Annotated in this window: 24 protein-coding genes; 13 read left to right on the forward strand and 11 right to left on the reverse strand. The window is 73.3% G+C overall.

Translation table 11 applies throughout. The features are described 5' to 3' along the window. Positions 1 to 60: 60 nt before the first annotated feature. From LO763_RS06150 to LO763_RS06175, 6 genes are all read left to right on the forward strand, one after another. Positions 61 to 921 carry an aldo/keto reductase gene (locus tag LO763_RS06150; RefSeq protein WP_230601084.1) on the forward strand — a complete coding sequence of 287 codons (861 nt, stop codon included), beginning with the start codon at positions 61 to 63 and terminating at the stop codon, positions 919 to 921. A gap of 24 nt (positions 922 to 945) precedes the next feature. Then, positions 946 to 1,878 carry an aldo/keto reductase gene (locus LO763_RS06155; RefSeq protein ID WP_230601085.1) on the forward strand — a complete coding sequence of 311 codons (933 nt, stop codon included), beginning with the start codon at positions 946 to 948 and terminating at the stop codon, positions 1,876 to 1,878. Positions 1,879 to 2,066: 188 nt separating this feature from the next. After that, positions 2,067 to 2,900, forward strand: coding sequence for an ABC transporter ATP-binding protein (locus tag LO763_RS06160; protein WP_230601086.1), 834 nt, complete (start codon positions 2,067 to 2,069; stop codon positions 2,898 to 2,900). Continuing rightward, positions 2,897 to 3,697, forward strand: a complete 801-nt coding sequence (locus tag LO763_RS06165; protein WP_230601087.1) for an ABC transporter permease — start codon at positions 2,897 to 2,899, stop codon at positions 3,695 to 3,697. The genes LO763_RS06160 and LO763_RS06165 overlap by 4 nt, the downstream gene beginning before the upstream one ends. Beyond that, positions 3,655 to 4,848: a sensor histidine kinase gene (locus tag LO763_RS29630; RefSeq protein ID WP_230601088.1), complete on the forward strand. Its 1,194-nt coding sequence runs from the start codon at positions 3,655 to 3,657 to the stop codon at positions 4,846 to 4,848. Before LO763_RS06165 ends, LO763_RS29630 begins: the two co-directional genes overlap by 43 nt. After that, the gene (locus LO763_RS06175; RefSeq protein WP_230601089.1) at positions 4,845 to 5,459 is read left to right on the forward strand and encodes a response regulator; all 615 of its coding nucleotides are present in this window, start codon (positions 4,845 to 4,847) and stop codon (positions 5,457 to 5,459) included. The genes LO763_RS29630 and LO763_RS06175 overlap by 4 nt, the downstream gene beginning before the upstream one ends. 33 nt (positions 5,460 to 5,492) lie before the next feature. On the opposite strand, the gene LO763_RS06180 is transcribed toward LO763_RS06175, so the two are convergent. Continuing rightward, positions 5,493 to 5,909: a PRC-barrel domain-containing protein gene (locus LO763_RS06180; protein WP_230601090.1), complete on the reverse strand. Its 417-nt coding sequence runs from the start codon at positions 5,907 to 5,909 to the stop codon at positions 5,493 to 5,495. Positions 5,910 to 6,138: 229 nt separating this feature from the next. On the opposite strand from LO763_RS06180, the gene LO763_RS06185 reads away from it, so the two are divergent. Next, a complete protein-coding gene (locus tag LO763_RS06185; RefSeq protein ID WP_230601091.1) occupies positions 6,139 to 7,656 on the forward strand; it encodes an Hsp70 family protein in 1,518 nt (505 codons plus the stop codon). A 98-nt stretch (positions 7,657 to 7,754) separates the two neighbouring features. Here LO763_RS06185 and aac(3) read toward each other — a convergent pair whose 3' ends face one another. Together aac(3) and LO763_RS06195 are read right to left on the reverse strand one after the other, a co-directional pair. Beyond that, positions 7,755 to 8,570, reverse strand: a complete 816-nt coding sequence (gene aac(3) / locus LO763_RS06190) for an aminoglycoside 3-N-acetyltransferase (RefSeq protein WP_255671877.1) — start codon at positions 8,568 to 8,570, stop codon at positions 7,755 to 7,757. Next, positions 8,567 to 9,784 (reverse strand): MFS transporter, encoded by a 1,218-nt coding sequence (locus LO763_RS06195; RefSeq protein ID WP_230601093.1) that lies wholly within the window; start codon positions 9,782 to 9,784, stop codon positions 8,567 to 8,569. The genes aac(3) and LO763_RS06195 overlap by 4 nt, the downstream gene beginning before the upstream one ends. A gap of 232 nt (positions 9,785 to 10,016) precedes the next feature. Here LO763_RS06195 and LO763_RS06200 point away from each other — a divergent pair, with 232 nt between their 5' ends. From LO763_RS06200 to LO763_RS06215, 4 genes are all read left to right on the forward strand, one after another. Continuing rightward, positions 10,017 to 11,807, forward strand: coding sequence for a serine/threonine-protein kinase (locus LO763_RS06200; RefSeq protein ID WP_230601094.1), 1,791 nt, complete (start codon positions 10,017 to 10,019; stop codon positions 11,805 to 11,807). A gap of 118 nt (positions 11,808 to 11,925) precedes the next feature. Continuing rightward, the gene (locus tag LO763_RS06205) at positions 11,926 to 12,720 is read left to right on the forward strand and encodes an FHA domain-containing protein (RefSeq protein ID WP_230601095.1); all 795 of its coding nucleotides are present in this window, start codon (positions 11,926 to 11,928) and stop codon (positions 12,718 to 12,720) included. Positions 12,721 to 12,773: 53 nt separating this feature from the next. Continuing rightward, the gene (locus tag LO763_RS06210; protein ID WP_230601096.1) at positions 12,774 to 13,154 is read left to right on the forward strand and encodes a DUF1304 domain-containing protein; all 381 of its coding nucleotides are present in this window, start codon (positions 12,774 to 12,776) and stop codon (positions 13,152 to 13,154) included. 28 nt (positions 13,155 to 13,182) lie between these two features. Then, a complete protein-coding gene (locus LO763_RS06215; RefSeq protein WP_230601097.1) occupies positions 13,183 to 13,725 on the forward strand; it encodes an RNA 2'-phosphotransferase in 543 nt (180 codons plus the stop codon). 78 nt (positions 13,726 to 13,803) lie between these two features. On the opposite strand, the gene LO763_RS06220 is transcribed toward LO763_RS06215, so the two are convergent. After that, positions 13,804 to 15,249 carry an MFS transporter gene (locus LO763_RS06220; protein WP_230601098.1) on the reverse strand — a complete coding sequence of 482 codons (1,446 nt, stop codon included), beginning with the start codon at positions 15,247 to 15,249 and terminating at the stop codon, positions 13,804 to 13,806. 204 nt (positions 15,250 to 15,453) lie between these two features. Between LO763_RS06220 and LO763_RS06225 the strand changes: the two genes are divergently transcribed. Further along, the gene (locus LO763_RS06225) at positions 15,454 to 15,837 is read left to right on the forward strand and encodes a winged helix-turn-helix transcriptional regulator (RefSeq protein ID WP_230601099.1); all 384 of its coding nucleotides are present in this window, start codon (positions 15,454 to 15,456) and stop codon (positions 15,835 to 15,837) included. A gap of 150 nt (positions 15,838 to 15,987) precedes the next feature. Here LO763_RS06225 and LO763_RS06230 read toward each other — a convergent pair whose 3' ends face one another. Both LO763_RS06230 and LO763_RS06235 read right to left on the reverse strand, forming a co-directional pair. Beyond that, on the reverse strand, positions 15,988 to 16,434 hold the full coding sequence (locus LO763_RS06230) for a DUF4352 domain-containing protein (protein ID WP_230601100.1): 447 nt from the start codon (positions 16,432 to 16,434) through the stop codon (positions 15,988 to 15,990). A 1,140-nt stretch (positions 16,435 to 17,574) separates the two neighbouring features. Next, complete coding sequence (locus LO763_RS06235) at positions 17,575 to 18,333, reverse strand: alpha/beta hydrolase fold domain-containing protein (RefSeq protein ID WP_230601101.1); 759 nt, start codon at positions 18,331 to 18,333, stop codon at positions 17,575 to 17,577. A gap of 124 nt (positions 18,334 to 18,457) precedes the next feature. On the opposite strand from LO763_RS06235, the gene LO763_RS06240 reads away from it, so the two are divergent. Beyond that, a complete protein-coding gene (locus LO763_RS06240) occupies positions 18,458 to 18,640 on the forward strand; it encodes a hypothetical protein (protein WP_230601102.1) in 183 nt (60 codons plus the stop codon). Between the two features lie 71 nt (positions 18,641 to 18,711). On the opposite strand, the gene LO763_RS06245 is transcribed toward LO763_RS06240, so the two are convergent. The 5 genes from LO763_RS06245 to LO763_RS06265 all read right to left on the reverse strand — a co-directional run bounded on the left by LO763_RS06245 (position 18,712) and on the right by LO763_RS06265 (position 24,253). Further along, positions 18,712 to 19,569 carry an alpha/beta fold hydrolase gene (locus tag LO763_RS06245; RefSeq protein ID WP_230601103.1) on the reverse strand — a complete coding sequence of 286 codons (858 nt, stop codon included), beginning with the start codon at positions 19,567 to 19,569 and terminating at the stop codon, positions 18,712 to 18,714. Between the two features lie 175 nt (positions 19,570 to 19,744). Next, positions 19,745 to 20,542 carry an inositol monophosphatase family protein gene (locus LO763_RS06250; RefSeq protein WP_230601104.1) on the reverse strand — a complete coding sequence of 266 codons (798 nt, stop codon included), beginning with the start codon at positions 20,540 to 20,542 and terminating at the stop codon, positions 19,745 to 19,747. A gap of 152 nt (positions 20,543 to 20,694) precedes the next feature. Next, on the reverse strand, positions 20,695 to 22,575 hold the full coding sequence (locus tag LO763_RS06255; RefSeq protein WP_230601105.1) for a glycoside hydrolase family 127 protein: 1,881 nt from the start codon (positions 22,573 to 22,575) through the stop codon (positions 20,695 to 20,697). Continuing rightward, positions 22,572 to 23,390, reverse strand: coding sequence for a carbohydrate ABC transporter permease (locus LO763_RS06260; protein ID WP_230601106.1), 819 nt, complete (start codon positions 23,388 to 23,390; stop codon positions 22,572 to 22,574). Before LO763_RS06260 ends, LO763_RS06255 begins: the two co-directional genes overlap by 4 nt. After that, complete coding sequence (locus LO763_RS06265) at positions 23,390 to 24,253, reverse strand: carbohydrate ABC transporter permease (RefSeq protein ID WP_230601107.1); 864 nt, start codon at positions 24,251 to 24,253, stop codon at positions 23,390 to 23,392. The genes LO763_RS06260 and LO763_RS06265 overlap by 1 nt, the downstream gene beginning before the upstream one ends. Position 24,254 lies beyond the last annotated feature (1 nt).

Genomic DNA, 24,254 nt, shown 5'->3' on the forward strand with positions numbered 1-24,254 from the left:
GTCATCCGCCAGTCCGCGGGAGCGCGGCGCCGCGCCCCGCCCGGCCGCAAGGAGAGCACCATGCAGCAGCGCACCATCGGGAACCGGCAGGTCTCGGCGATCGGGCTCGGCGGGATGCCGATGTCGATCGAGGGACGCCCTGACCAGGAGCGGTCGGTCGCGACGATCCACGCCGCGCTCGACGCGGGCGTGACGCTCATCGACACCGCCGACGCCTACCACCGCGACGCGAACGAGGTCGGCCACAACGAGACCCTGATCGCCAAGGCGCTCAAGGAGTACGGTTCGGGCGCCGAAGGGGTCCTGGTCGCGACCAAGGGCGGGCACCTGCGCCCCGGCGACGGCAGCTGGACGAAGAACGGCCGCCCCGAGTACCTCAAGGAGGCCGCGAAGGCCTCGGCGAGGCGGCTCGGCGTCGAGGCCATCGGCCTCTACCAGTTCCACCGCCCCGACCCGGAGGTCCCCTACGCCGACTCGATCGGCGCGATCCGCGACCTCCTCGACGAGGGCGTCATCGAGCTGGCCGGCATCTCGAACGCGGACGTCGCGCAGATCGACGAAGCCAACGAGATCCTCGGCGGGCGGCTCGCGTCGGTGCAGAACCAGTTCTCGCCGCGGTTCCGCTCCAGCGAGGGCGAGCTCGAGCACTGCGCGAAGCTCGGCGTCGCGTTCCTGCCCTGGAGCCCCCTGGGCGGCATCAAGGGCGCGCCCGAGCTCGGCAGCCGCCACGCCGTGTTCAACGAGGTCGCGGAGGAGGCGGGCGTCAGCGTCTACCAGGTGACCCTGGCGTGGGAGCTCGCGCTCGCGCCCGTGGTGGTCCCGATCCCGGGCGCGTCGCGGCCCGAGAGCATCCGCGACTCGGCCGGCGCCGCCGAGCTCCGGCTGACCGACGACCAGGTCGCCCGGCTGTCCGCGGCCTAGCATCCACTGACGAGAGGAATTCCGATGAAGCGGTTCACGCTGCCCGGCACGGAGATCGAGGCGCCGAACGTGGTGCTCGGGCTCATGCGCATCCCCGACAAGACCGATGAGGAGGTGCGCACGCTCGTCAAGACCGCCACCGACGCGGGGATCGACTTCCTCGACCTCGCCGACGTGTACGGCCACGAGGTCCACGGCTGCGAGCGGCGCTTCGGGGAGGCCATGCGGCTCACCGCGGCCGAGCGCGAGCGCCTGGTGATCCAGACCAAGGCCGGGATCGTCCGCGACGGCCCGTACTTCGACTTCTCCTACGAGCACCTCATCGCGTCCGTGAACGGCTCCCTCGAGGCGCTGAACACCGACTACATCGACATCCTCCTGCTGCACCGGCCCGACGCGCTGGTGGAGCCCGAGGAGGTCGCCCGCGCGTTCGACGAGCTCGCCGCGGCCGGGAAGGTCCGGGCGTTCGGCGTCTCGAACCACACGCCGCGCCAGATCGACCTGCTGCGCAAGCACGTGGCGCAGCCGCTCGTGGCGAACCAGCTCCAGCTGTCGATCACGCACTCGCCGCTCGTCGCGCAGGGCACCGCGGCGAACATGCAGGGCCTCGACCAGTCGATCAGCCGTGACGACGGGCTGCTGGACTACTGCCGGCTCAACGACATCACGGTGCAGGCGTGGTCGCCGTTCCAGGCGGGCTTCTTCGACGGGCCGTTCCTCGGCTCGGCGAAGTACCCGGAGCTGAACGCCTCGATCGACCGGCTCGCCGAGAAGTACGGCGTCCCGCCGATCGCCATCGCGGTCGCGTGGATCACCCGCCACCCGGCGAACATGCAGGTCGTCATCGGCACCACCACCCCCGAGCGGGTGGCGGGCTCGGCGCAGGGCTCGGACGTGCCGCTGACGCGGGCCGAGTGGTACGAGCTGTTCCGAGGCGCCGGATACACCGTCCCTTAGGGACTACGGCTTCGATTCCGCAGAGGGGGCGGCGGCGCCCCGGACCCCGGTCCGGGACGCCGCCGTTGTTCGCCGCGCGTCCCTTGCGCCGGAAGCCCTTCGGGGCGCCGCTGTCGACCGATCGGCTGACACCCGGGTTCGACCGCGCGGTCGTCGCGGCCGCGCCCGGCGCGGACCAGGCTTGAGGCATGAACGATGCAGCCATCCGCGTGCGCGGCCTGCGCAAGACCTACGGCGGCACCGCCGCGGTCGCGGGCCTCGACCTCGACGTCCGGCGCGGCGAGACCCTCGCCGTCCTCGGCCCCAACGGCGCCGGCAAGTCCACCACCGTGCAGATCCTCTCCGCCCAGCTCCCCCGGGACGGCGGCGACGTCGCCGTCCTCGGCACCGACCCCGCCAAGGCCGACCGGCGCTTCCGCGCCCGCCTCGGCATCGTCTCCCAGACGGCCAACGACCTCCTCGAGCTCACCGTCGGCGAGGTCGTCCGGCACTTCGCCCGCTACTACCCGGACCCCCGCGACCCCGGCCGGGTCATCGCCGAGGTCGGGCTCACCCGGCAGTCGAGGCAGAAGGTCCGCGAGCTCTCCGGCGGGCAGCGCCGCCGCGTCGACGTCGCCCTCGGCGTCGTGGGCAACCCCGAGCTGCTGTTCCTCGACGAGCCCACCACCGGCTTCGACCCCGAGGCGCGGCGGCAGTTCTGGGACCTCGTGCGCTCGCTCGCCGCCGACGGCACCACCATCCTGCTCACCACCCACTACCTCGACGAGGCCGCGGCCCTGGCCGACCGCATCGCCGTCATCGCGGACGGGCGCATCCGCGCCTCCGGCACCGTCGCCGACCTCGTGGACGACCGCGAGGTCACCGTCGCCTGGCGCGACGGCGAGAAGACCACCGACGCGCCGACGGCCCTCATCGCCGAGCTGGGCGCGGCCTACGCCGGGGAGGTCCCCGGGCTCACCGTCACCCGCCCCTCCCTCGAGGACGCCTACCTTCGCCTCACCGGAGAGGAGGCGGCGGCATGAGCATGCCGAGCACCTTGGCGATCGGCGCCGCCCGCGGCGCGATCGAGCTCAAGCAGTTCTTCCGCGAACGCGGCTCGGTGGTCTTCACCTTCATCTTCCCCGCCCTCCTGCTGGTCCTGCTCGGCTCGGTCTTCGACGCCGACGCCGTCGGGGGTGTCGGCGGCGGCCAGGTCCTCACCGCGAGCTTCGCCGCCGCCGGGATCGTCTCCACGTCCTTCGTCAACCTGGGCACCGCCCTCGCCGTGGAGCGCGACGACGGCACCCTGAGGCGGCTGCGGTCCCTGCCGATGCCGCCGGTGGCGTTCTTCCTCGGGAAGATCGTGCTCGTCATCGTCGCGAGCATCGCCGAAGTGGCGCTGCTGCTGGCCATCGGCGTGCTGATGTTCGACGTCTCGCTGCCGGGCGACCCGGCCGCCTGGCTGACGATGGCGTGGCTGTTCGCCCTCGGCGTCACCTCCTGCTCGCTGATCGGGATCGCCGCCTCCAGCCTGGCCCGCAGCGCCCGCAGCGCCGGGGCGATGACGACGCTGCCGTACACCGTGCTGCTGTTCATCTCTGGCGTCTACGTCCCGCTCCAGTCCGTCCCGGGCTGGATGGCCGACATCGGCGCGTTCTTCCCCGTCAAATGGCTCGCGCAGGGCTTCCGCGCCGCGCTCCTGCCCGACCACATGGCCGCCCACGAGCCGGCCGGCCAGTGGGAGCTGGGGAAGGTCGCGGTTGTCCTGGCCCTGTGGTGTGCGGGAGGATTGGTGCTGTGCCTGACGACCTTCCGCTGGCGGAGCGCCCTCACCCGGTGAGGACGCACGCGTGGAGCCGCGGCTTCCGCTACTGGGAGTGGTTCTTCGCGGTGTCCACCGCGGCCGTCGCGCTGCGGATCTGGAGCGGTGCCGACCCGGTCAGCACCGACCTCGCCGCCTCGGCGTGGATCGCCGCCCTGGTGCTGTGGTACCTGGTGCTGGGGCGGCGCCTGGTCACCACCGACTACACCGTGGCCGACCTCGACGCGCGGCTCGCGCGCCTCTACCGCCTCGGCGTGGTGGCGCTGTTCGTCCCCCTGGCGCTGACCGACGGGGACGCCCTGCTGCTGCTGTTCCCGGTCATCACCCACCTGTTCTGGCTCGTCCCGCTGCGCCCGACCATCGCCGTGGTGGTGGTGCTGAACTTCGTGCCCGTGCTGGCGGACGCGTTCAGGGGCGAACCGCTCGGCGACGTGCTGTGGACGGTGCCGGTGTGCGCCGTCACCGCCTTCGCCTCGATCGCCCTCGGCGTGTTCATCCACCGCGTCATCGACCAGAGCGTCGACCGCTACGAGCTGATCGAGGAGCTGGAGGACAGCCGCGCCGAGGTGGAGCGCCTGTCCCACGAGGCCGGGGTCGGGGCCGAGCGGCGGCGCCTGGGCGCCGAGCTGCACGACACCGTCACCCAGGGGCTGAGCAGCATCATCATGCTGTCGCAGGCGGCGCGCGCGGCCGCCGACGAGTCGCGGCGCGAGGAGCACCTGCTCCTGATCGAGCAGACCGCCCGCGCGAACCTGGCCGAGGCCCGGGCGATGGTGGAGGCGCTGGCGGACGGGGACGCCGGAGCGGTCGAGGCCGAGGCGGCGCTGGCAGAGCTGTCCGAGGCGGCGGGCGCGGCGTTCGACGTGGAGGGCGAGCCTCGGGGGTTGGCGCCGGCGACGGCGGTGGCGCTGGTGCGCGCGGTGCAGGAGGCGCTGCGCAACGCCGGGAAGCACGCCGCGGGCGCGGCGGTCCGGGTGCGGCTGGCCTACCGGGAGTCCACGGTGGCGGTGTCGGTCGCCGACGACGGCCCCGGTTTCGACCCGGAGGCGCCGTCCTCCGGTTTCGGGCTGCGCGGCACCAGGAATCGGCTGACCGGCCTCGGCGGAAGGTTCGAAGTGGACTCGGTTCCCGGAGGGGGCTCGACGGTGCGGCTGGAGGTGCCCGCGTGATCAGGGTGATGCTGGTGGACGACCACCCGGTGGTGCGCTCGGGCCTGCGGGGGATGCTCGCGGGCGAGCCGGACATCGAGGTGGTCGGCGAGGCCGGGTCCGGCGACGAGGCGCGGGCCGCGGCGCCCGCGATGGCGCCCGACGTGGTCCTGATGGACCTGCGGATGCCCGGCGGGGACGGCGTCACCGCCACCAGGCACCTGGCGCGCCTGGCGAACGTGGTGGTGCTGACCACCTACGAGACCGACGCCGACATCGTCCGCGCCGTGGCGGCCGGGGCGGTCGGCTACCTGCTCAAGGACACGCCGATCGCCGAGCTGGTGCGGGCGGTGCGGGCCGCGGCGCGCGGCGAGACGGTCCTGGCCCCGTCGGTGGCGGCCCGCCTGGTCGGGACCGTGCGGTTCCCCCGCGGCAACGGCCTGTCCGAGCGGGAGCTCGAGGTGCTGCGGCTGGTGGCGGACGGGGCGTCGAACGCCGAGATCGGCAGGCGGCTGCACATCAGCGAGGCGACGGTCAAGACGCACCTGCTGCGCAGCTACCAGAAGCTGGGGGTCGGCGACCGCACGGCGGCGGTGACCTCCGCGGTCAGGCGCGGGCTGCTGGAACTGTAGCCGCCGGGGCCGCATCGGCCCCGGCGGGCGCCGTCAGCGGAAGGGGTAGCCCGGGTACATGTACCCGGCGCCCCAGTGCGGCATGAGGCCGTAGTGCGTGTAGACCTCCTCGTACGGGCGCTCGGGCGCGGGCGCCAGCTCGGGGTCGTAGCCGGGCCCCGAGGCCAGGTGCTCGCGGTCGGTGCTGAGGTACACGTGCTCCTCGTCGACGCGGGCGACCGCGTCCACGGGGACGAGCACCTGCCGCTTGCCCAGGCCCAGGAAGCCGCCGGAGCCCACTTCGAGGAAGCGGACCTTGCGCTCGGACTCGTCGATGAGGAGTCCGTCCACGGTGCCGGCCTCCTCGCCGCCGCGGTCGACGACCTTGCGGCCCCGGACGTCGTCGGCTTCGCTGGCGACCGTCAGATCGGTGTCGCCCAGGCGGGTCAGCGTTCGCATCGGATCGGCCATGGTGTCCTCACTCCTCCATTGCGCTGTCCTTCGATGCCGCGTGAATACCCGGCGCGTCGACGGCGAAAACACCCGCGGAAGCGGCGCCGGCCTCGGGCGGCCCATGGTTCCAGGGCCGCCGCGGCCGCAGAGGTACCGATGAGTAACACATCGGTCGATGGAGCAGAAGTCGCACTGCGGGCGCGAGACCTATTGAATCCCATTGTTTCCAGGCAATAGACTCGCGGTCATGCTTCCCTCCCCTCGATCGGTCGCCGTCGGAGTCGACCTCGGGTCGGCGACCACGACCGTGTCCACCCGCCGTGAAGGCGAACCGCCGCAGACCCGGGACGTGCGCCAGAGCGCGACCCCCGTCGCGGGCGAATCCGAGACGACCCGCACCGCCGCACCGGAAGACGCGGACGAGTCGGTGGTCGTGGGGCTCGCCGTACCCGCCACCTGGAACCCGACCCGGCGCCGGGCCCACGCCGAAGCGGCCGCGAACGCCGGGTTCGACGCGGCGTTCGTGGTCCCCGAGCCCGAAGCGGCCGCGCGGCAGTTCGCCGAGGCCGAGGGGCGGCCGCTCGCGCCGGGGGCGTCGCTCGTCGTCTGCAACGTCGGCGCGGCCTCGTGCCATGTGGCCGTCGTCCGCCGCGACGGCGACCGGTACGAGGTCGAGGCCGCGAAGAGCACCGACGACATCGGCGGCCGGGCGTTCGACCAGCTGCTGCTCGACCACCTCGCCGGGCGGCCGCACCCCGCCGACGACGAGTACTGGGCGCGGCTGCGCAACCCGGGCGAGACCGCGCTGCGCACCGGCGCGCTCGAGGAGGTGCGGCGCGCCCGCGAGCACCTGTCCGAGCACCCGTCCGCGACCGTGGTCCCGCCGGGGTTGGACCGGGAGCTGCGGCTGACCCGCGAGGACGCGGAGCGGTGCCTGACCCCGGCGGTCCTGATGGCCGTGAGCCTCATCGAGGACGTCATGCGGGAGGCCGAGGTCGAGGTCGACCGGATCGCGGCCCTGCTGCTGGTGGGCGGGGCGAGCCGGACGCCGCTCGTCGCCTCCGTCCTCGGCCACCACCTCGGCGTCGAGCCGGTGCGGCCCGAGCTGCCCGACCTGGTGATCGCCGAGGGGACGGCGCTCGCGGGGCTCGCGCGGCTGCGCGGCGCCCCGGCGGCGGCGCCGGCCGCCGCTCCGCGGTTCACGCGGTTGCGGACGAGCCCCGACGTGCTGGTGACGATGACGGCCGTCATCGTCATGGTCCTCGCCTTCGCCGGCGTGGGCCTGGTCAACCGCGACGACTCGGACGTGCAGGGGCTCGACGCCGACAGCATGGCGCCGTCCGCGCCGGGCACGGCGGGCGGGGCGGCCTCCGATGAGGCGGCTTCCGAAGGCGCCGAGGAGGAGTCGACCGAAGAGGCGGCGTCGTCCGAGACGCCGGGCGGTGAGGAGGAGGCGGGCGGGCAGTCGCCTTCGGCGGACTCGGCGACCACGGTCTCCGCGACCGGCCCGGCCTCGGCGTCGCCGGTGGCCGAGGTCGAGGGCACGGTGCCGGACGTGGTGGGCGAATCGGTCGCCGACGCCGAGCGCCTCCTGGCCGACGCGGGGTTCACGAACGTGGTGCCCGAGGGCGAGTACCGGAGCAACGACGGGCCCAAGTACCGCAACTGCGAGGTCACCGCGCAGAGCCCGGGCGGCGGGGAGCAGTACGCGCACGACGACCCGGTCACGGTGGGGTACGTCTACCGCGGCAACGACTCCTGCTGAGCGCCTGCGGGTTCGCCGTCCCCCGGGCGCGGCGGTGCCGGACGGGGCGTGTCAGTACCGGTGCGGCAGGAAGCGGGGGCGCGGGCCCTCGCGGGCGGTCAGCGGCCGTAGCGCCCTTCGAGCCAGGCGACGGCGAAGGCGACGACGCCGGCCGCGTCCACGAGCACGCTCGGCGCCCCGCCCACGGGGCCGCGGCTGCCGGCGCCCGTCGCGAGGTAGTCCTCCGCGATGCGCGCGAAGTAGTCCTCGGGGGGCCCGGGCACGACCGGCCTGGCGGTGTCGTACTCCTCGACCAGGCGCCACCGGGTGCCGTGCGGCGTCGCGAGCGGGTACTCGATCCGGACGCGGCGCTTGCCGGGGAGGTCGGCCAGGTGCTCGGCGTGGTGCAGGATCGTCATCGTGTCCAGCGGCGCGCCGACCATGAGCACCCGGCCGCCCGCCGCCGCGAGGCGCGCGAACGGCGACCCCTCCCCGTAGCCGAAGTCGAGCGGGTGGTCCGCGGTGAACGCCTCGGCGCGGGCGCCGAGGGCCGCGACGGCGGCGCCGGGGTTGCCGCTGCGGCGCACGCCGATGCGGGTGCCGATCACGGCCGCGAGGACGCCGTGGTCGCGCGCCGGGCGGGCCGTGGCCGGGTCGTAGGGCGGGACGTGGTCGCGCAGCGCCGCCGGGACCCGCCCGTCCTCGTCCCACACGTCCGCGCCCAGCTCCCAGTCCTGGTAGCTCAGGAGGGTCCCGTCGGGGCCGACGGCGTCGAGCACGGCGTCGACGAGCGCGTCCGGGCCGCCCAGGACCGTCCCGACGCGGCTGAAGGCCGCGTGGGCCATCACCGCGTCGCCGCGGGCCAGGCCGATCCGGCGGAGGTCCTCGGCCAGGCTCGACCTCGTGAGCACTCGCGTTCCATGGGGTTCGTTCATCCGTCCATGTTCGCCGATCGCCTGGCGGCGGCGCTTCCGGCCGCGGCGACGGCGAGGGCGGCCGCGCCCATCGCCACGCCGATCCACACGGGGGCGACGAGCCCGTGCCCGCCGTCGATCGCGAGGCCGCCGAGCCAGGCCGACAGGGCGATGCCGACGTTGAACGCCGAGGCGTTCGTCGAGGACGCGAGCAGCGGCGCCTCCTTCGCCTGCTCCATGATGCGGGTCTGGAAGACCGGGACCATCGCGAAGCAGGCGGCCCCCAGGACGAACACCATGACCACGGCGGCGAGCCGGTGGTGCACCGCGAAGGCGAACACGGTCAGCGCCGCGATCGCGGCGGTCACGGTCCCGTACAGCGCGGGCGTGAACGCGCGGTCGGCGAGCCGGCCGCCGAGGAGGTTGCCGCCGGTCAGGCCGATGCCGAAGAGCACCAGCAGCCACGGCACCGCCGACGCCTCGAACCCGGAGACGCGCGTCAGCATCGGCTCCAGGAAGGTGATGGCGGCGTACGCCGCGCCCCAGCCGAGCATCGTGGTCGCCAGGGTCAGCCACACCTGGGGCCGGCGGAAGACGGCGAGTTCGCCGCGGAGTCCGGTCCCGGGCTCGTTCGGGCGCGAGGGCACGAGCAGGGCGATCGCGAGCAGCGCGGCCGCGCCGATCGCGGCGATGGCCCAGAACGCGGCCTGCCAGCCGAGCCGCTGCCCCAGCGCGGTGCCGAAGGGCACGCCGGCCACGGTGGAGACGGTCAGGCCCGTCATCATGAGCGCGATCGCGCGGGAGCGCCGCTCGGGGGCGACGAGGCTCGCGGCCATGACGGGGGCGATACCCATGAACGCGCCGTGGCACAGGGCCGCGACGATCCGCCCGGCCATGAGCACGCCGTAGGTCTGCGCCGCGGCGGACAGCCCGTTGCCGAGGATGAACAGGCCCATGAGGACGATGAGCATGGTCTTGCGCGGCAGGCGGATTCCGGCGGCGGTCATGAGCGGCGCGCTGATCGCCATCGAGGCCGCGTACCCGGTGACCAGCAGGCCGGCGGTGGGGATCGACACGTCGAGGTCGTCGCCGATGGGGCCGAGCAGGCCGACGACGACGAACTCGGTCAGTCCGATGCCGAACGCGCCCAGGGCGAGCGCGCCGATCGCGAGCGCTCGGCGCCGCTTCGGGTACGCGGCCTCGGCGGTCGGGGCCGGGGTGGTCTGGGTCGACACGCGGGTTCCTCTCGGCGGCCGTCGGTGCCGGAGGTCCGGCGCGCCGCCCATTATTCGCCGGACCGGCGACTTTCGTCTAGATCTTTTACGAACCACCAGAGAGAGTCCTGGGTCACATTCCGCCACGGTCGGTGTCGAGGCCGATGCGCTCGCGGCGAGCCGTTCGCCTCGGTGCATTAAGGTGGAGCCCGTCACACGGGGATGATTCGGATTTCGACGGGTTGGGAGTCGAGTGCGCTCTGGGCAGGTCGTGGGCGGTCGGTACCGGTTGGAGTCGCGCCTGGGTTCGGGCAGCCAAGGCGAGGTGTGGCGCGCGGCCGACCTCCGGTTGAGCGACCGGCCCGTGGCGCTCAAACGGGCCCTGGTCGGCGGCGGCCCGGCCGCGGCCGCGAAGGTCCGGCGCGAGGCCGAGACGCTCGCGCACGTCAGCCACCCCAACGTCGTCGCCGTCTACGACACCGTCGAGGAGGACGGCGACCAGTGGATCGTCATGGAGTTCGTCGAGGGCCGCACCCTCGCCGAACTGGGCACGGTCCCGGCCGAGACGGCGGCCCGGTACGGCGCCCAGCTCGCGGGCGGGCTGGCGGCCGCGCACGCCGCGGGCGTCCTCCACCGCGACATCAAGCCCGCCAACGTGCTCGTCACCGACCAGGGCTACGCGAAGCTCGCCGACTTCGGCATCGCGCGGCGCGTCCACGCCGAGCCGACGCTGACCGGCACCGGCGCGGTCACCGGCACGCCCGGCTACGTGGCACCCGAGGTCGTCAGGGGCGGGAAGTACACGGCCGCCGCCGACGCCTTCTCCTTGGGCGCCGCGCTGTTCCACGCCGTCGAGGGCACCTCGCCGTTCGGCGAGGGCAACGCGCACGCGCTGCTGTGGCGCACGGCCCAGGGCGACCGGGTCGCGCCGAAGCGGGCCGGGGTGCTGGCGCCGGTACTCGACCGGCTGCTCCAGACCGAGCCGAAGCGGCGGCCGGGGCTCGACGAGGCGCGCCGCTCGCTCGGCGAGCTGTGCGGCGAGCCGACCATCGGGTCCGGCCCGCGCCGGAGGCGCCCGCGCCGGTGGGCCTGGGCGGGCGCGGCCGCGGCGGCGCTCGTCCTCCTGGCCGCGGCGGCGTGGACCGCGCTGCGCCCCGAGGAGCCGCCGGCCGACCCGCCCGTCGACGGGATGGCGGTGGACCTGATCGGCGAGCCGGCCGGCGCCGACCCCTGCGCGCTGATCGACGCCGAGGCGCTCGGCGCGTACGGCGGGACCCGGTTCGACACGGACAACGGCAACTTCAGCCGCTGCGACCTCATCATCGACACCCCCGGCGGTGACGTCGACGTCATCGTGTACTTCTACCGCACCAGCGCGGAACCGCGGGAGGACACCGAGGTCGAGATGGCCGGGCCGATCGGCGTCCTCCGCCACGAAGGCGAGCACGAGGAGTGCGACCGGAACCTGTGGCTCCCGGACGGGGACCATGTCGTGGCGATCTCGGCGGAGCAGGACTCGAGCGGCGAGAACGACCTGTGCCCGGTGGCCGACACGGCGGTGGACGGCGCCCTCGCCGTGCTCCTGGAGGGCCCGGTGCCCCGGCGGGAGGGCGAGCCCGAGGCCGTGTCGCTGTTCTTCGCGGACGCCTGCGGGCTGCTCGACGACGAGGCGCTCGAGCGCTTCCCCGGGGTCGACGCGGACCACCCGGTGCGCGGCTTCGCGGGCTGGGAGTGCATCTGGTCCAGCACCACCAGCGACGTCGACGTGAAGATACGGTTCGACCGCGACGAGCCGCCGGGCGCGGACGACGGCGAGCACTCCGTGCTCTCGGGGCGGAACGTGTTCAACGAAGGGGACCACTGGGGCGAGGACACGTGCCTGGTGAGCGTCGTCCACCGGCAGTTCCCGAGCCCCGACCGGGACGGCACGACCACCGCCGAGCACGTGCGCATCACCGCCGAGGGCCCTGAGCCGCTGGAGGAGCTGTGCGCGGTGGCGATGGACCTCGCCGGGCCCCTGGCGGCGGCGCTGCCGGACGTGTGAGGCGCTGCCCCCCCCAGCGGGGGTTCGACCCCTCGTGAAGGCGGGGTCCGGCGCGCTCGGGAGTGGTCCCGGCGCGGGCGTGCCAGGCTGGACCGGTGCGAGTCCATCGGAGGTCGACATGACTGACATCTCCCAGGTCGAAGGCCTGGAGCCGCTGCCGCCGAGCCACGCGAGCCTGGCGTTCGGCGTCCCCGAGTCCGCGCCGGGCACGATCTACGCGCTCTCGGTCTCGGGCGGCGTGCGCTTCCGCCCCAAGGAGGAGCGGGAGATCCTGTTCGGCCGCAACCGCCCCGAGGTGCACGTGTGCGTGGGCGAGGACGACCGGCGCGTGAGCCGCTGCCACGGGCGGCTCGCGCGGCGCGGGGGCCACTGGTGGCTGGCGAACACCGGGCACCTGCCGCTCCAGCTGCCGGGCTCGCGGATGCTGTCGCTGGAGGACGAGCCGTTCCCGCTCCAGACGGGGTACACGCCGGTGTTCATCAGGGGGACGGCGCGGCGGCGGCACCTGGTGGAGCTGTACGTGGCGGACGTGGACGGGCGGCTCCCGACGCCCGCGCCGGACGCGGCGACGCTGAAGGACCGGCCCTGGAAGCTCGACGCCGCCGAGCGCCTGGCGCTGGTGTGCCTGGCGCAGCGGTACCTGCTGCACGAGGCGTACCCGCAGCCCGGCTCGTGGAAGCAGGTCGCCGACGAGCTCACCCGGCTGGAGGCCGCGGGGACCTGGCGGCCGAAGCGGATCGAGCACCTGGTGACGGGGGTGCGCAAGCGCCTGTCGGCGGCGGGCGTGCCGGGGCTGACCCGCGAGGAGGTCGGCGAGCCGGTCGGCAACATGCTCAACCACAACCTCATCCTCGAGCTGCTGCACACGCGGACGCTGGTGCCGCCCGACCTGCGGGTGCTCGGCGAGGACTGAACCGGGGCCGAAAAGTTCGGCGCGGGGGCCGCGGATCGGGGAGACTGCATCCCATGCTGATCGCAGTTCAGGTCCTGGCCGGGCTCGCCGGGCTGTTGCACGTGTACATCTGGGTGATGGAGAGCCTGCGGTTCGCCGACCCGAAGGTGCACCGCGAGGTGTTCGGGGTGGAGGCGGCGTCGGTCGAGGCGGTGGCGCCGTGGGCGTACAACCAGGGCTGGTACAACCTGTTCCTGGCGGTCGGGGCGCTCGCGGGCGTCGCGGTGGTCCGGTCGGCGCCCGCCGTGGGGTGGACCCTGGTCGTCGCCTCCTGCGCCTCGATGCTGGCCGCCGCGCTCGTGCTGGTGCTGCGGGACCGCGCGATGGCGCCGTCCGCGCTCAAGCAGGGCCTGCTCCCGCTGCTGGCGCTGCTGCTCTCGCTGACGCAGCTGTAGCCGGCCCCCTCCGCGATTGGAGTCCGACATGGATGATCAACGGTTGAAGAAGGTCTCGAAGTACCTCTCGCGGCACCTGCGCCACGAGCCGGGCCGGATCGGGATCACGCTCGACGAGCAGGGCTGGGTCGAGGTCGATGTGCTGCTGAAGGCGCTCGCGGACCGGAACTTCCGCGTCTCGCCCGAGGAGCTCGAGGAGGTCGTGGAGCGCAACGACAAGCAGCGGTTCGCGATGCGGGACGGGCGGATCCGCGCCAACCAGGGGCACACGGTCGAGGTGGACCTCGGCCTGGAGCCGGCGGAGCCGCCGCCGGTGCTCTTCCACGGCACCACGGGCGCGTACCTCGAGGGCATCCGCACTGAGGGCCTCAAGGCGATGGACCGGCACGCCGTGCACCTCTCCCCCGACCGCGAGACCGCGGTGAAGGTGGGGTCGCGGCGCGGGAAGCCGGTGGTGCTGGTGGTCGACGCCGCGCGGATGTCGCGGGAGGGGCACGTGTTCCACCGCTCCGAGAACGGCGTCTGGCTGACCGGGCACGTACCGGCCTGGGCCGTGATGTTTCCGGGCTGACCGCCGCAGGGGACGCAGCGCGCACCGCGCACGCCGCGAGCCGTCGTCCCTTTCGGACGGCGACTCGCGGCGCGTCCCCTAGACCGGGACCGGTTCGGCCGGGGCCGCTTCGGTCCTGCGGGCCTTGACGACCGTGATCGCGATGACCAGCGCGGTCAGGGCGAACGCGGTGCCGACCAGGTACCCGGCACGGTAGCCGCCGGTCAGCGCCTCGGCGGTCGAGGCGCCCCGGTCCAGGAGCGCGCCGCTGCGGGCCGAGACCACGGTGCTCACGACCGCCAGGCCCACCGCGCCGCCGACCTGCTGCGCGGTGTTGAACAGGCCGGAGGTCACCCCGGCGTCCTCGGGCCGGGAGTCGGCCATGCCGAGGGTCATGAGCGCGGGCATCGCCAGGCCGAAGCCGAGCGGGGCGGTGACCATGCCCGGCAGGACGTCCGCGGCGAAGTTCCCGTCGGCGCGCATCTGGGCGAACAGGAGGAAGCCCGCGGCCATGAGCGCCAGGCCGGTCAGCAGCATCGGGCGGGCGCCGAAGCGCGTCAGGAGCCTCGGGGCGAGTGCCATGGAGACCACGGCGATGACCACCGGCGCGGGCAGGAAGGCCAGGCCCGCGGCCAGCGGGTCGAAGCCGAGGACCTGCTGGAGGTACAGGACGGTGAAGAACATGAACCCGAAGGCCGAGCCGACCATGAGCGCCTGGGCGAGGTTGGCGCCGGAGACGTTGCGCGAGCGGAGGATCCGCGGCGGGATGAGCGGCGCGGCGGCCTTGGCCTGGCGCACGGCGAAAGCGGCGAGGAGGAGGACCGCGAGGGTGCCGAGGCCGATGGTGCGGGCCGAGGTCCAGCCGTGGCGCTCGGTCTCGACCAGGGTGTAGACGGCGAGCATGAGGCCGCCGGTGACCAGGGCGGCGCCGAGGACGTCGGCGCCGGCGCGCAGGCCGGGCCCGCGGTCGGCGGGCAGGAGCCGCCAGGCGAGGGCGGCGACGATCAGGCCCAGCGGGAGGTTGACGTAGAAGACCCACTCCCAGCCGAGCGTCTCGGTGAGGACGCCGCCGACGACGCTGCCCGCGGCGCCGCCGCCCGCGGAGGCGAAGCCGTACACGCCGATGGCCCTCACCTGGTGCTGCGGCTCCGGGAAGATCGTGACGATCATGCCCAAGAGGCCGGCGGCCGTGACCGCCCCGCCGATGCCCTGGACGAACCGGGCGCCGAGCAGGAACGCCTGGGTGTCGGCGAGCGCGGCCGCGACCGAGGCGGCGGTGAAGAGCGCCAGGCCCGTCAGGAACACCTGCTTGCGGCCGACCAGGTCGCCGAGCCGCCCGGCGAGGAGCAGGAGGCCGCCGAAGGGGATCACGTAGGCGTTGACGGTCCACACGAGGTTCGCCTGGCTGAACGCGAGGTCTTCGCGGATGGCCGGGAGCGCGATGTTGACGATGTTCTGGTCCAGGACGATCATGAGCTGGGCGGCGGCCAGGGCGATCACCGCGAGCCAGCGGGATCGGAGGCTGCGGACGGGTGCGGTGGGCATCGGGATTCCTCTCGGAGGACTGAACGGCTTCATGGGGAACGATTTGTTCCTGAGGCCATCATGTGTTCCAATGAAGGAATCCGTAAGAAGGCACTTTCATGTGCCAGGGGAAACATCGGTGTTCCCGTCCAGGTCAACCGGTCCGGAGCCTGGATGTGAGGTGCGACACGGGGCTGCTCCGGCGGCCGGAGGAGAGGCGGAGCGATGAGCGACGAGTGCGTGGAGCCCCTGTCGGAGGTCCAGGCCGAGGCCTGCCCGATCGTCCAGATCATCGACCGCGTCGCGGGCAAGTGGTCGGTGTCGATCCTGGTGGCCGCCACCCGGGGGCCGGTGCGGTACACGGAGCTGGAGCGCAGCATCCCGGGCATCAGCCGCCGGATGCTGACGCTGACGCTGCGCAACCTCGAGCGCGACGGCCTCCTGGAGCGCACCGTGTACCCCACGGTGCCCCCGAGGGTGGAGTACCGCGCGACCGAGTCCGCGCAGGAGCTGTACGGCTACCTCACGGGCCTGCTCGCGTGGGCCGAGCGGCACCGGCCGGACATCATCGAGGCCCGGCGCAGCTACGACGAGGCGCTGGCGGCCTGACCCGGCCCTGAGCCTTCCGGCGGGATCGCGCCAGCGGCGCCCTCCCTGCGCCGCCCGGACGGACGCACCGGACTCGTTCTCCTCATCGCCGCCTGTCCGAGCGATCGCGAACGCATCCGCAGACGAGGCGCGCTCCGGCGGCAGCCGCGCTCAGTAGGCCCAATGGAGGAGGTCGGAGCCTTCGGGGGACGGGATCGCGAGCTGGAAGACACCGGCGTCGGCCGCGCTCGGCGGGGCCTCGAAGGCGATGTGCCCCGCTATCGCCTCTCCTTCGGGGACGGTCCCGTCGAGCATCGTGCCGACCGACCGGATCGAGACCGTGTACTCGACGCCGTCGGCGTCGATCAGGGTCGGCGTCATTGCAGGCGCGACCGCGAGGCCGAACATGAACGTCACCTCGCCCTTGACGACCTCGACGCCGACGGTGAACACGACGAATTCGGTCAGGCCCTCGGTCAACGCCTCGACCTCGGTCACCGCGTAGTTGAACTCGACGGCCGTCCCACCGCCCGCGTCCGGGTACGAGATGCCGAGGGCGGAGTCCGGCCCGATCGGCATCACTGAGGCGGGTTCGGGGGGCGCCGTGCTCTCGGCCACGGGGGCCTCGACGGACGCTGAAGCGGATTCCGAAGGGCCCGAAGGCGCTTCAGCGCCGTTGGAGCCGCACGCCGCCAGAAGCAGCACTGCGAGCGGAATCGACGGGATGCGGTATCGCACGGCGGCCTCTGTTCGGTCTCGACTCGACGGGAGACCGGAACCGTATACCGCGCGGACCGGGACCGGTCCCGGCCTCGTTTCCGGCTCCGCAGCCCGACCGAGGTTCGGTCGCCGGCCCGCGGAGCGACTTCAGGTGGCGTCCGGTTCGGCGATGAAGGCCGGGCAGCGCTCCATGATCCGGGGGCACCGCTCGTCGCCGTTCCAGGCGCGGTTCCAGTCCGGGACGTCTTCCGGATCGTCGGTGAGGCGGCAGCACTCGCGGGCGCCCGCGCCGTGGCCCAGATCTTCGCGTGCGGTTCCAGTCCCGACCAGAACCGGTCCAGACCATGCGCCGAGCCCAGCCGCTGTGAACGGGGAGCACTGCCGCGACACTCGATCGCGCAGTTGGCGCCGCCCGGCATGTTATGAGCTCATAGGACACTGCTCGAACGTCCGACAGTCAGAGGACGTCAAACCATTGGGCCTCCCACCGGCCACCGAAACGGTGATTACAACGCCCTGAGGGACTCGTGAACCTCTACGATTTGATCGATCCTCTCCGTCTCGTCCACCGGACAGACCGAGGACACCCCCGCCAGGCGCCCGTCGAGATCGATGACGGTCACCATCACCCGGATCCCAGCGTCCGAGTAGGTAGCGATGGCACTGGCGTAACCGTCCACGGTTGCGGACTCGGTCCGGATCGATTCGTTCCCGGACCCGTTCCCTGAGAGCAGCGGCGACCTGCGCGAGGCTGACCCCGAGGGACCTGCCCACGGCCACGACACGTCCCTTGCGCCGCAAGGAGGATCGGCCCTCATGTCCCTGGTGATTCACGTGCTCGCTCGTACGGCCCGAGATTGCCGACCGGTTTCGCCGCGCCTCCTTCCCATGGCGGCCGATGCATCGGCCGAGGCGCGTCCGTCAGGACGGCCGTGAGACGGGGAGACTGCCCGATGGCGGTGGCGCGGCGGTCGCGCGGGAGTCGCTCATGCCCGGCCGGGGTGGCGGGGCGGGGCCGTCCCGGGCCGCTGACGGAGTCTAGGTCAGGGCCTTCGCCAGGAATGCCACCGAGGCGGCGATCAGGCCCGCGATGTCGTCGTGGCCTTCGAAGGTGTGGTCCGCCCCCTCCACCGGCAGGAACGTCGAGTTCGCGCCCGCAGCGGTCAGCAGTTCGTGCAGCACCTCGCTTTGGCTGAGCGGCAGCACGTCGTCGGCGGTGCCGTGGACGAGCAGGAAGGGAGGGGCGGCGGCCGAGACATGGCTGACGGGGCTGGCCTGTGCCGCGAGTGCGGGCAGTTCGGCCGGGGCGCCGCCGATCAGCTTCGCCATCGGCGTCTCGGGGTCGTGCGGGTCGAGGACGCTGAGGTCGGTGAGCGGGTACCAGGCGACCACGGCGGCGATCGCGCCGTCGGTGAGCCCGGCCAGTGCCGCGAGGTGGCCGCCCGCGGACTCCCCCCATACCCCGATGCGACCGGTGTCGAGGTTGCAGTCCTCGGCCGAGGCCCGCAGGTAGGCCAATGCGGCCTTGACGTCGTCGAGCTGGGCGGGGAAGACCGCCTCTCCCGAGAACCGGTAGTCGATGGTGGCGACGGCGATGCCGGCCTCGATGAGCGCGTCGAACACCGAGCCCGGGGGCACGGTGTCGGGGAGGAATCGCCGGTCGCCGAACAGGAAGGCGCCGCCGTGGATCCACACCGCCAGCGGGAAGGGGCCGTCGCCGGACGGCACTCGAAGGTCGAGCAGCAGGGGCCGGAACCCGGGGAGCTGCGCGTAGACGACGTCCTTGTATTCGTGCACGAGCAGTGATGCTAAAGGCTCGATTCCCGTGGCCCGGCCGGGCCGGGGCCCGTTACCGAAGCATGGGAAGACCGCGCCGCCGTCCCCGGCCGGTCCGTCGACTGTGCCCGGTAGAGTCCCGGCCATGGACGAAGAGCGGTGGAACGAGATCATCGAGTCGGAGCGGCAAGGCGATTGCGGCCCTTGGCTGTGCCTCGATTGCGACGATCCGACCATCGAGCTGGGCGTGGGGTTCAAGGACGGGGAGGTCACCGAGTTGACCTTCATGTGCGTCTCCTGCGAGGCCTCGGTCACCGTGCCCGGCTAGGACGGTCCTGCGAATTCACCGGTCACGGGACCGGTGATGCCGGGCGGCGGGCGCCGGGGATGACGAGCCGGCTACCGCAGCCAGTCCCCGATGAGCGCCGCGACCGCGTCGGGTCGGTCGAGGTGCATGAAATGGCCTGCGCGCGAGAGGATCTCGACGCGAGAGCCCGGTGCGAGCGCGGCCGCCGCGTCGGCGTAGGCCGAGGGCGGCATGCAGCCGTCGTCCTCGCCGCCGAGCACCAGCATCGGGATCGGGGCGGGCGCTTCGGTGGTCGCCGCCAGGTCGGCGAGGGCGGGGTCGTGCAGGGCGGTGTCGAAGTTGGCCCGGTAGACGCGTATCGCGTTGGCGGCCAGGGCCGGGTCGGCGTAGAGGGCGTGGACGCGGTCGCGGTGCCCGCCGATGTCCAGGCCCGGCGACCAGGTCGCCCACAGGTAGTCGACCAGGTCGAGGTTCAGCGCCGCGTCGCCGATGCCGGGCACTTGGAACAGCCACATGTAGAACAGGCGCTGGAGCTGGGCGGGGTCGGCGAACACGCCGGGCAGGGCCGCGGGCGGGGGCACCGCCATGGTCACCGCGCGGCGCACCAGGTGCGGCCAGGCCGCCGCCGTGCGGGCCACCATGCCGGCGCCGAAGTCGTGGCCGATCAGGTCGACGGGCCCCTCGCCGAGCGCGCGGGCCACGGCGGCGGCGTCCGCGGCGAGGGTCAGGCCGTCGGCGTAGGCCATGGCGTCGGCGTGCGAGGGGTGGAGGCCGCGCAGGAACGGCTCGACGACCCGGCGCCCGGCCGCGACCAGCCGCTCGGCGAGCGGCCCGAACGTGGCGGGATGGTCGGGGAACCCGTGCCAGCAGACCACGACCGGCCCCTCGCCCGCGGCCAGGGCCGGGAACGCCAACCGGTCGGTGTCGATGACGATCTGCTCGAACTCCATGGCGGTCTCCTCTGCCCTCGCCGACCATTCTGTGCGGCACCGCGTCCGGACGCAAGCGGCACCCGGCGAAGGGGGCGTGCCGCGAACCGCGGGCCCCTCGATCGACGGCGCCTGAGGCGAGCGGGAGACCGGCGCAGTGCCGCTGATCGCCGCGCGGCCGAACGCGGTCCCAGTGTCAGCCGCGGGCGGTGATCTCGTCCAGCAGGGCCCGGTGGATGCCGGGCCCCGCGGCGACGATCGAGACCGCGCCGAGGCCGTAGTCCACGCCGTCCATGTCGGTGACCAGGAGCCCCGCCTCGCGGGCGATCACGGTGCCCGCGGCCACGTCCCACAGGTTGATGCGGTCGTGCCAGACCCCGTCCAGGCGCCCGGCCGCGAGCCAGCACAGGTCGAGGGCGGCGGTCCCGAGGATCCGGATGCGCTGGACCTTCGGCACCAGCCGCTGGAGGACGGCCAGGCGGCGCTGGTTGCGCCGGTCGGCGTCGGCGCCGACCGCGAAGTCCCCCAAGGCCACCACCGTCGAGGAGAGGTCGATCGGGCCGGTCGCGGCCAGCGCCTGCTTGTTCAGGGCCGCGCCGTGGCCGAGGGCCGCGCTGAAGCGCTCCTCGGACGCCGGGGCCTGGACGACGCCGACCACCGGCATCCCGTTGCGCGTCAGCGCCAGCGAGACGGCGAACATCGGCGAGCCGTGGGCGAAGTTGACGGTGCCGTCGATGGGGTCGAGCACCCACTCGTAGTGCGACTCCTCGTCGCCGGTGCGGCCCCGCTCCTCCCCCAGCAGCGGGATCTCGGGGGTCTCGCGGGCGAGGAACGCCCGGACGGCGTCCTCGGCCGCGTAGTCGAGATCGGTGGCGAAGTCGCGGTCGCCCTTGCCGCTGACGGCCCGTTCGCGCCCGATCCCGGCCCGGATCGCCTCGACCGCCGTCTCGGCCGCGCGCTCGGCCGTGCCCAGGAAATCCAGCAGCTCGCTCATTATTCGGTTCCTCGTCTCCGTCTAGCCCACCCGACGGACCTCATCCTAAAGGTGCAAGACCAAGCAGCCCTTGGACTCCCAGTGCGATGTCCCCCGAAGGCACTGCAAGGGGGGCCGGTGCGCCCGATCCCCGAGCGCACCGGCCCCGGTCCTCAGGCCAGCGGCAGCCACACCCGCATCGACGCCGGCCCGCGGGTGGCCCGGAGCCGGAACGGCACCAGCGGCACCTCGGCGGGCTTGCCGTCGCCGTCCGCGGCGTCCGGGCCGTAGGGCCAGGCGTCCGCGTCGCGGTCGTGGACGCGGGCGGCGACGTGGACGCGGCCGTCGCGCTCGACCGGCGCCACCGCGGCGTCCACGGCGAGCCCGGCGACGTCGGCCCCGCCGGGCAGGTCCACCGACTCGGCGCACAGGACCAGCGGCCCCTGCTCGACGGCGACGCAGCCGCGCACGGCGTCGATCCGCGGGTCCGGCAGCGTCCACCGCGGCGCCACCGGCAGCGCCAGGCGGATCTCGTCGCCGGGCGCGAAGGCGGCCGTCACGGCGGCGGGCCGACCGGGCTCGACCTCCCGGGCGGTCCCGTCGGGGCCGGTGAGGCGCGCGCCCTCGGCCCAGGCGGGGACGCGGAGCGCGATGCTGCGCTCGCCGCCGTCGTTCGCCTCGACGCGGACGACCACGTCCCCGTGCTCGGGGTAGCGCGTCGCCACGGACAGGGCGAGGCGCGCGCCGCCCACGACCGTGTCGATGAGGGCCGGGGTGAACTGGTGGAGCTGCACGCCGGTGTCGTCGGCCGTCGCCACGTAGGCCGCGAACTGCGCGAAGGTGCGGGCCAGGTTCGTGGGGCAGCACGAGACGTCGAACCACGGCGCGCGCCGACCGCCCGCGGCGCGGTGCGACAGCTCCCCCTCCGGGGGCGCCTCGTCGGCGGTGCGCTGGTGGAGCGGGTTGGCGTAGAAGAACGCCCTGCCGCCGGGGTCGACGGCCCCGGACAGCACGTTCCAGGAGACGCGCTCGATGAGGTCGGCGTACGGCGCCTCGCCGGTGGCCAGCAGGAGCCGCCACGAGGCCTGGACCGCCGCGACCCCCGCGCAGGACTCGGCGTAGGCCCGCTCGGGCGGCAGCGCGAAGTCGGCGCCGAACGCCTCGTCGGCGTACTGGGAGCCCATGCCGCCGGTCAGGTGGGTGCGGCGGGCCACGGTGCGGCCCCATTGGCGGCGGACGGCGTCGAGAAGTTCACCGTCCTGTGTGCCGACTGCGACGTCGACCGCGCCGGAGGCGAGGTAGAGCGCGCGAACGGCGTGGCCGCGCAGGGCCTCGGCGTCGCGGACCGGCACGTCGTCCTGGTAGTAGGCGCGGCCGAAGCCGCCGTCGGCGAGCGTGCGCGTGCCGCGCCGGTCGATGAACCGGCGCGCCTGCTCCAGGTAGCGCGCCTCGCCGGTGGCGCGGGCGAACTCGGCCAGGGCGGCCTCGATCTCGGGGTGGCCGCAGACCCTCTCTATGCCGCCGGGGCCGAAGACCTCGCACACGTGGTCGGCGGCGCGGCGGCACAGCCGCGTGAACGCGTCCTCGCCGTGGCACCGCAGCCGCGCGACCCCGGCCTGGAGGAGGTGCCCGGTGCAGTACAGCTCGTGGCCCCACTCCAGGTCGGAGTAGCGCGGGCGCTGGCCGGGGCCGCCGAACACGGTGTTGAGGTAGCCGTCCTCGGCCTGGGCGGCCTCGACGCGGACGGTCAGGGCCTGGAAGCGCTCTTCGAGGTCCGGGTCGCCGGTGCGGCCGATCTCCCAGGCCATGGCCTCGGCGAGCTTGTAGACCTCCGAGTCGGCGAACTCGCGGCCGGCGCGCTCGAACGGCTCCCCGGCGGCGGCCTTGTCGAAGTTGGCGATCCAGCCGAGCTCCTCGAGCCAGTGCAGGCAGTGCCTGATGGTGTGCTCGGCGTTGACCGCCTGGCGTTCGGCCCAGTGGCCTGCGGTGAGGCGGACCTCGTCGAGGCCCAGCGGGCGCAGGGTCCCGCGTTCGGGCACCACGGGTGTCTTCATCCTTTGATGGCTCCTGACATGAATCCTCGGACATAGTGGCGCTGGAGCAGTGCGAACAGCACCAGGCACGGCAGCGCCATCACGACCACGCCGGCCTGGGTCGCGCCGAAGTCGACGGCGCCCATCGACTGCTGGCGGAGGTTGGCGATGGCCACCGGCAGCACGGCCTTGTCGGCCTCGCTGACGAGAATGAGCGGGGCGATGAAGTCGTTCCAGGCGGCGAGGAACGAGAAGAGGCCCACGGTGATGAGGCCGGGCCACACGGCGAAGAGCATGATGCGGGTGAGGACGCCGAAGGTCCCGGCGCCGTCGCACATGGCGGACTCCTCGATCTCCTTGGGCACGGCCTCGAAGGAGATGCGCATCATGAACACCGCGAACGGCAGCTGGTAGAGGGTGAGGACGAGGGCGAGCCCGACGAGGGTGCCGCGCAGGCCCATGTCGCCGAGCATCGAGTAGAGCGGGATCAGCAGGGTCGAGTAGGGGACCATGAGGATCGCGAGGGTGATCAGGAAGAGGGCGTCGCGGCCCTTGAAGGTGAAGCGCGCGAAGGCGTAGCCGCCGAGGACCGACAGGACGAGCGTGAACGCGACGGTGAGGACCGAGACGTACGTGCTGTTCCACAGGTAGCGCAGGAGCCCGGCGTCGTAGTCGAGCAGGGCGGCGTAGTTGCCGAACCCGTAGCCGTCCTGCTGGTTGGTGGCGCCGTGCGGGGCGACCGAGGCGTAGCCGGTCCAGATGAGCGGGAACAGGAACAGGACCGAGAGCCCTCCGGCGAGGACGTGGTAGGAGGTGCTCCACAGCTTCGTGCGCATCAGTGGTCCTTTCGGAGGGCGCGGAACTGGGCGATGTTGAGCACCAGGAGGGCGGCGAGCACGACCACGGAGATCGCGGCGGCCGCGCCGAGGTCGAAGCGCTGGAACGCCTCCCGGTAGATCAGCTGCACCACGGTGACGGTGGAGTTGTCGGGGCCGCCCTTGGTGAGGATGAAGAACTGGTCGAAGGCCAGGAGCGAGCCGGTGACCGAGAGGATGAGCACCAGGCCGAGCGCGGGGCGCAGCAGCGGGACGGTGATGTGCGCGAAGGCCTGCCAGCGGCCCGCGCCGTCGAGGCGGGCCGCCTCGTAGACGTCCGGCGGGATCGACTGGAGGCCCACGAGCAGGATGATCATGAAGAACCCGGCGAACTTCCAGACGATGAGCACCACGGTGGACCACAGGGCGGCCGTGGGGGTGCCGAGCCATGAGACCGGTTCGAGGCCGAGGAACTCCATGACCGGGTCGAGCGGGCCGATGGCGGGGCTGTAGAACCCGAAGAACAGCAGCGAGGCCGAGGCGAGCCCGAGGGTGGTCGGCAGGAAGTAGGCGGTGCGGAAGAACCCGGTGCCCCTGCGCCGGTCGGCGACGATGAGCGCCAGCAGGAGCGAGAGTCCGATAAGGAGGACGACGACGATCCCGGTGTACTTGAGGGTGAAGCCGACCGCGGGCCAGAACAGGGGGTTGTCCCCTATGCCCTGGTAGTTCTCGGGCAGGTTGAGGCCCATGTCTCCGGCCAGCAGCGGCCAGTCGGACGCGGACATGCGTCCGACCAGCAGCAGCGGCGCGACGAAGAAGACCAGCACGAACAGCGCCACGGGGGCGGCGTAGGCCGCGCCGGCCAGCTTGCGCGAGTAACGCATT

It is taken from the genome of Glycomyces amatae (genome assembly GCF_020991375.1).
Taxonomy (GTDB): Bacteria; Actinomycetota; Actinomycetes; order Mycobacteriales; family Micromonosporaceae; genus Glycomyces; species Glycomyces amatae.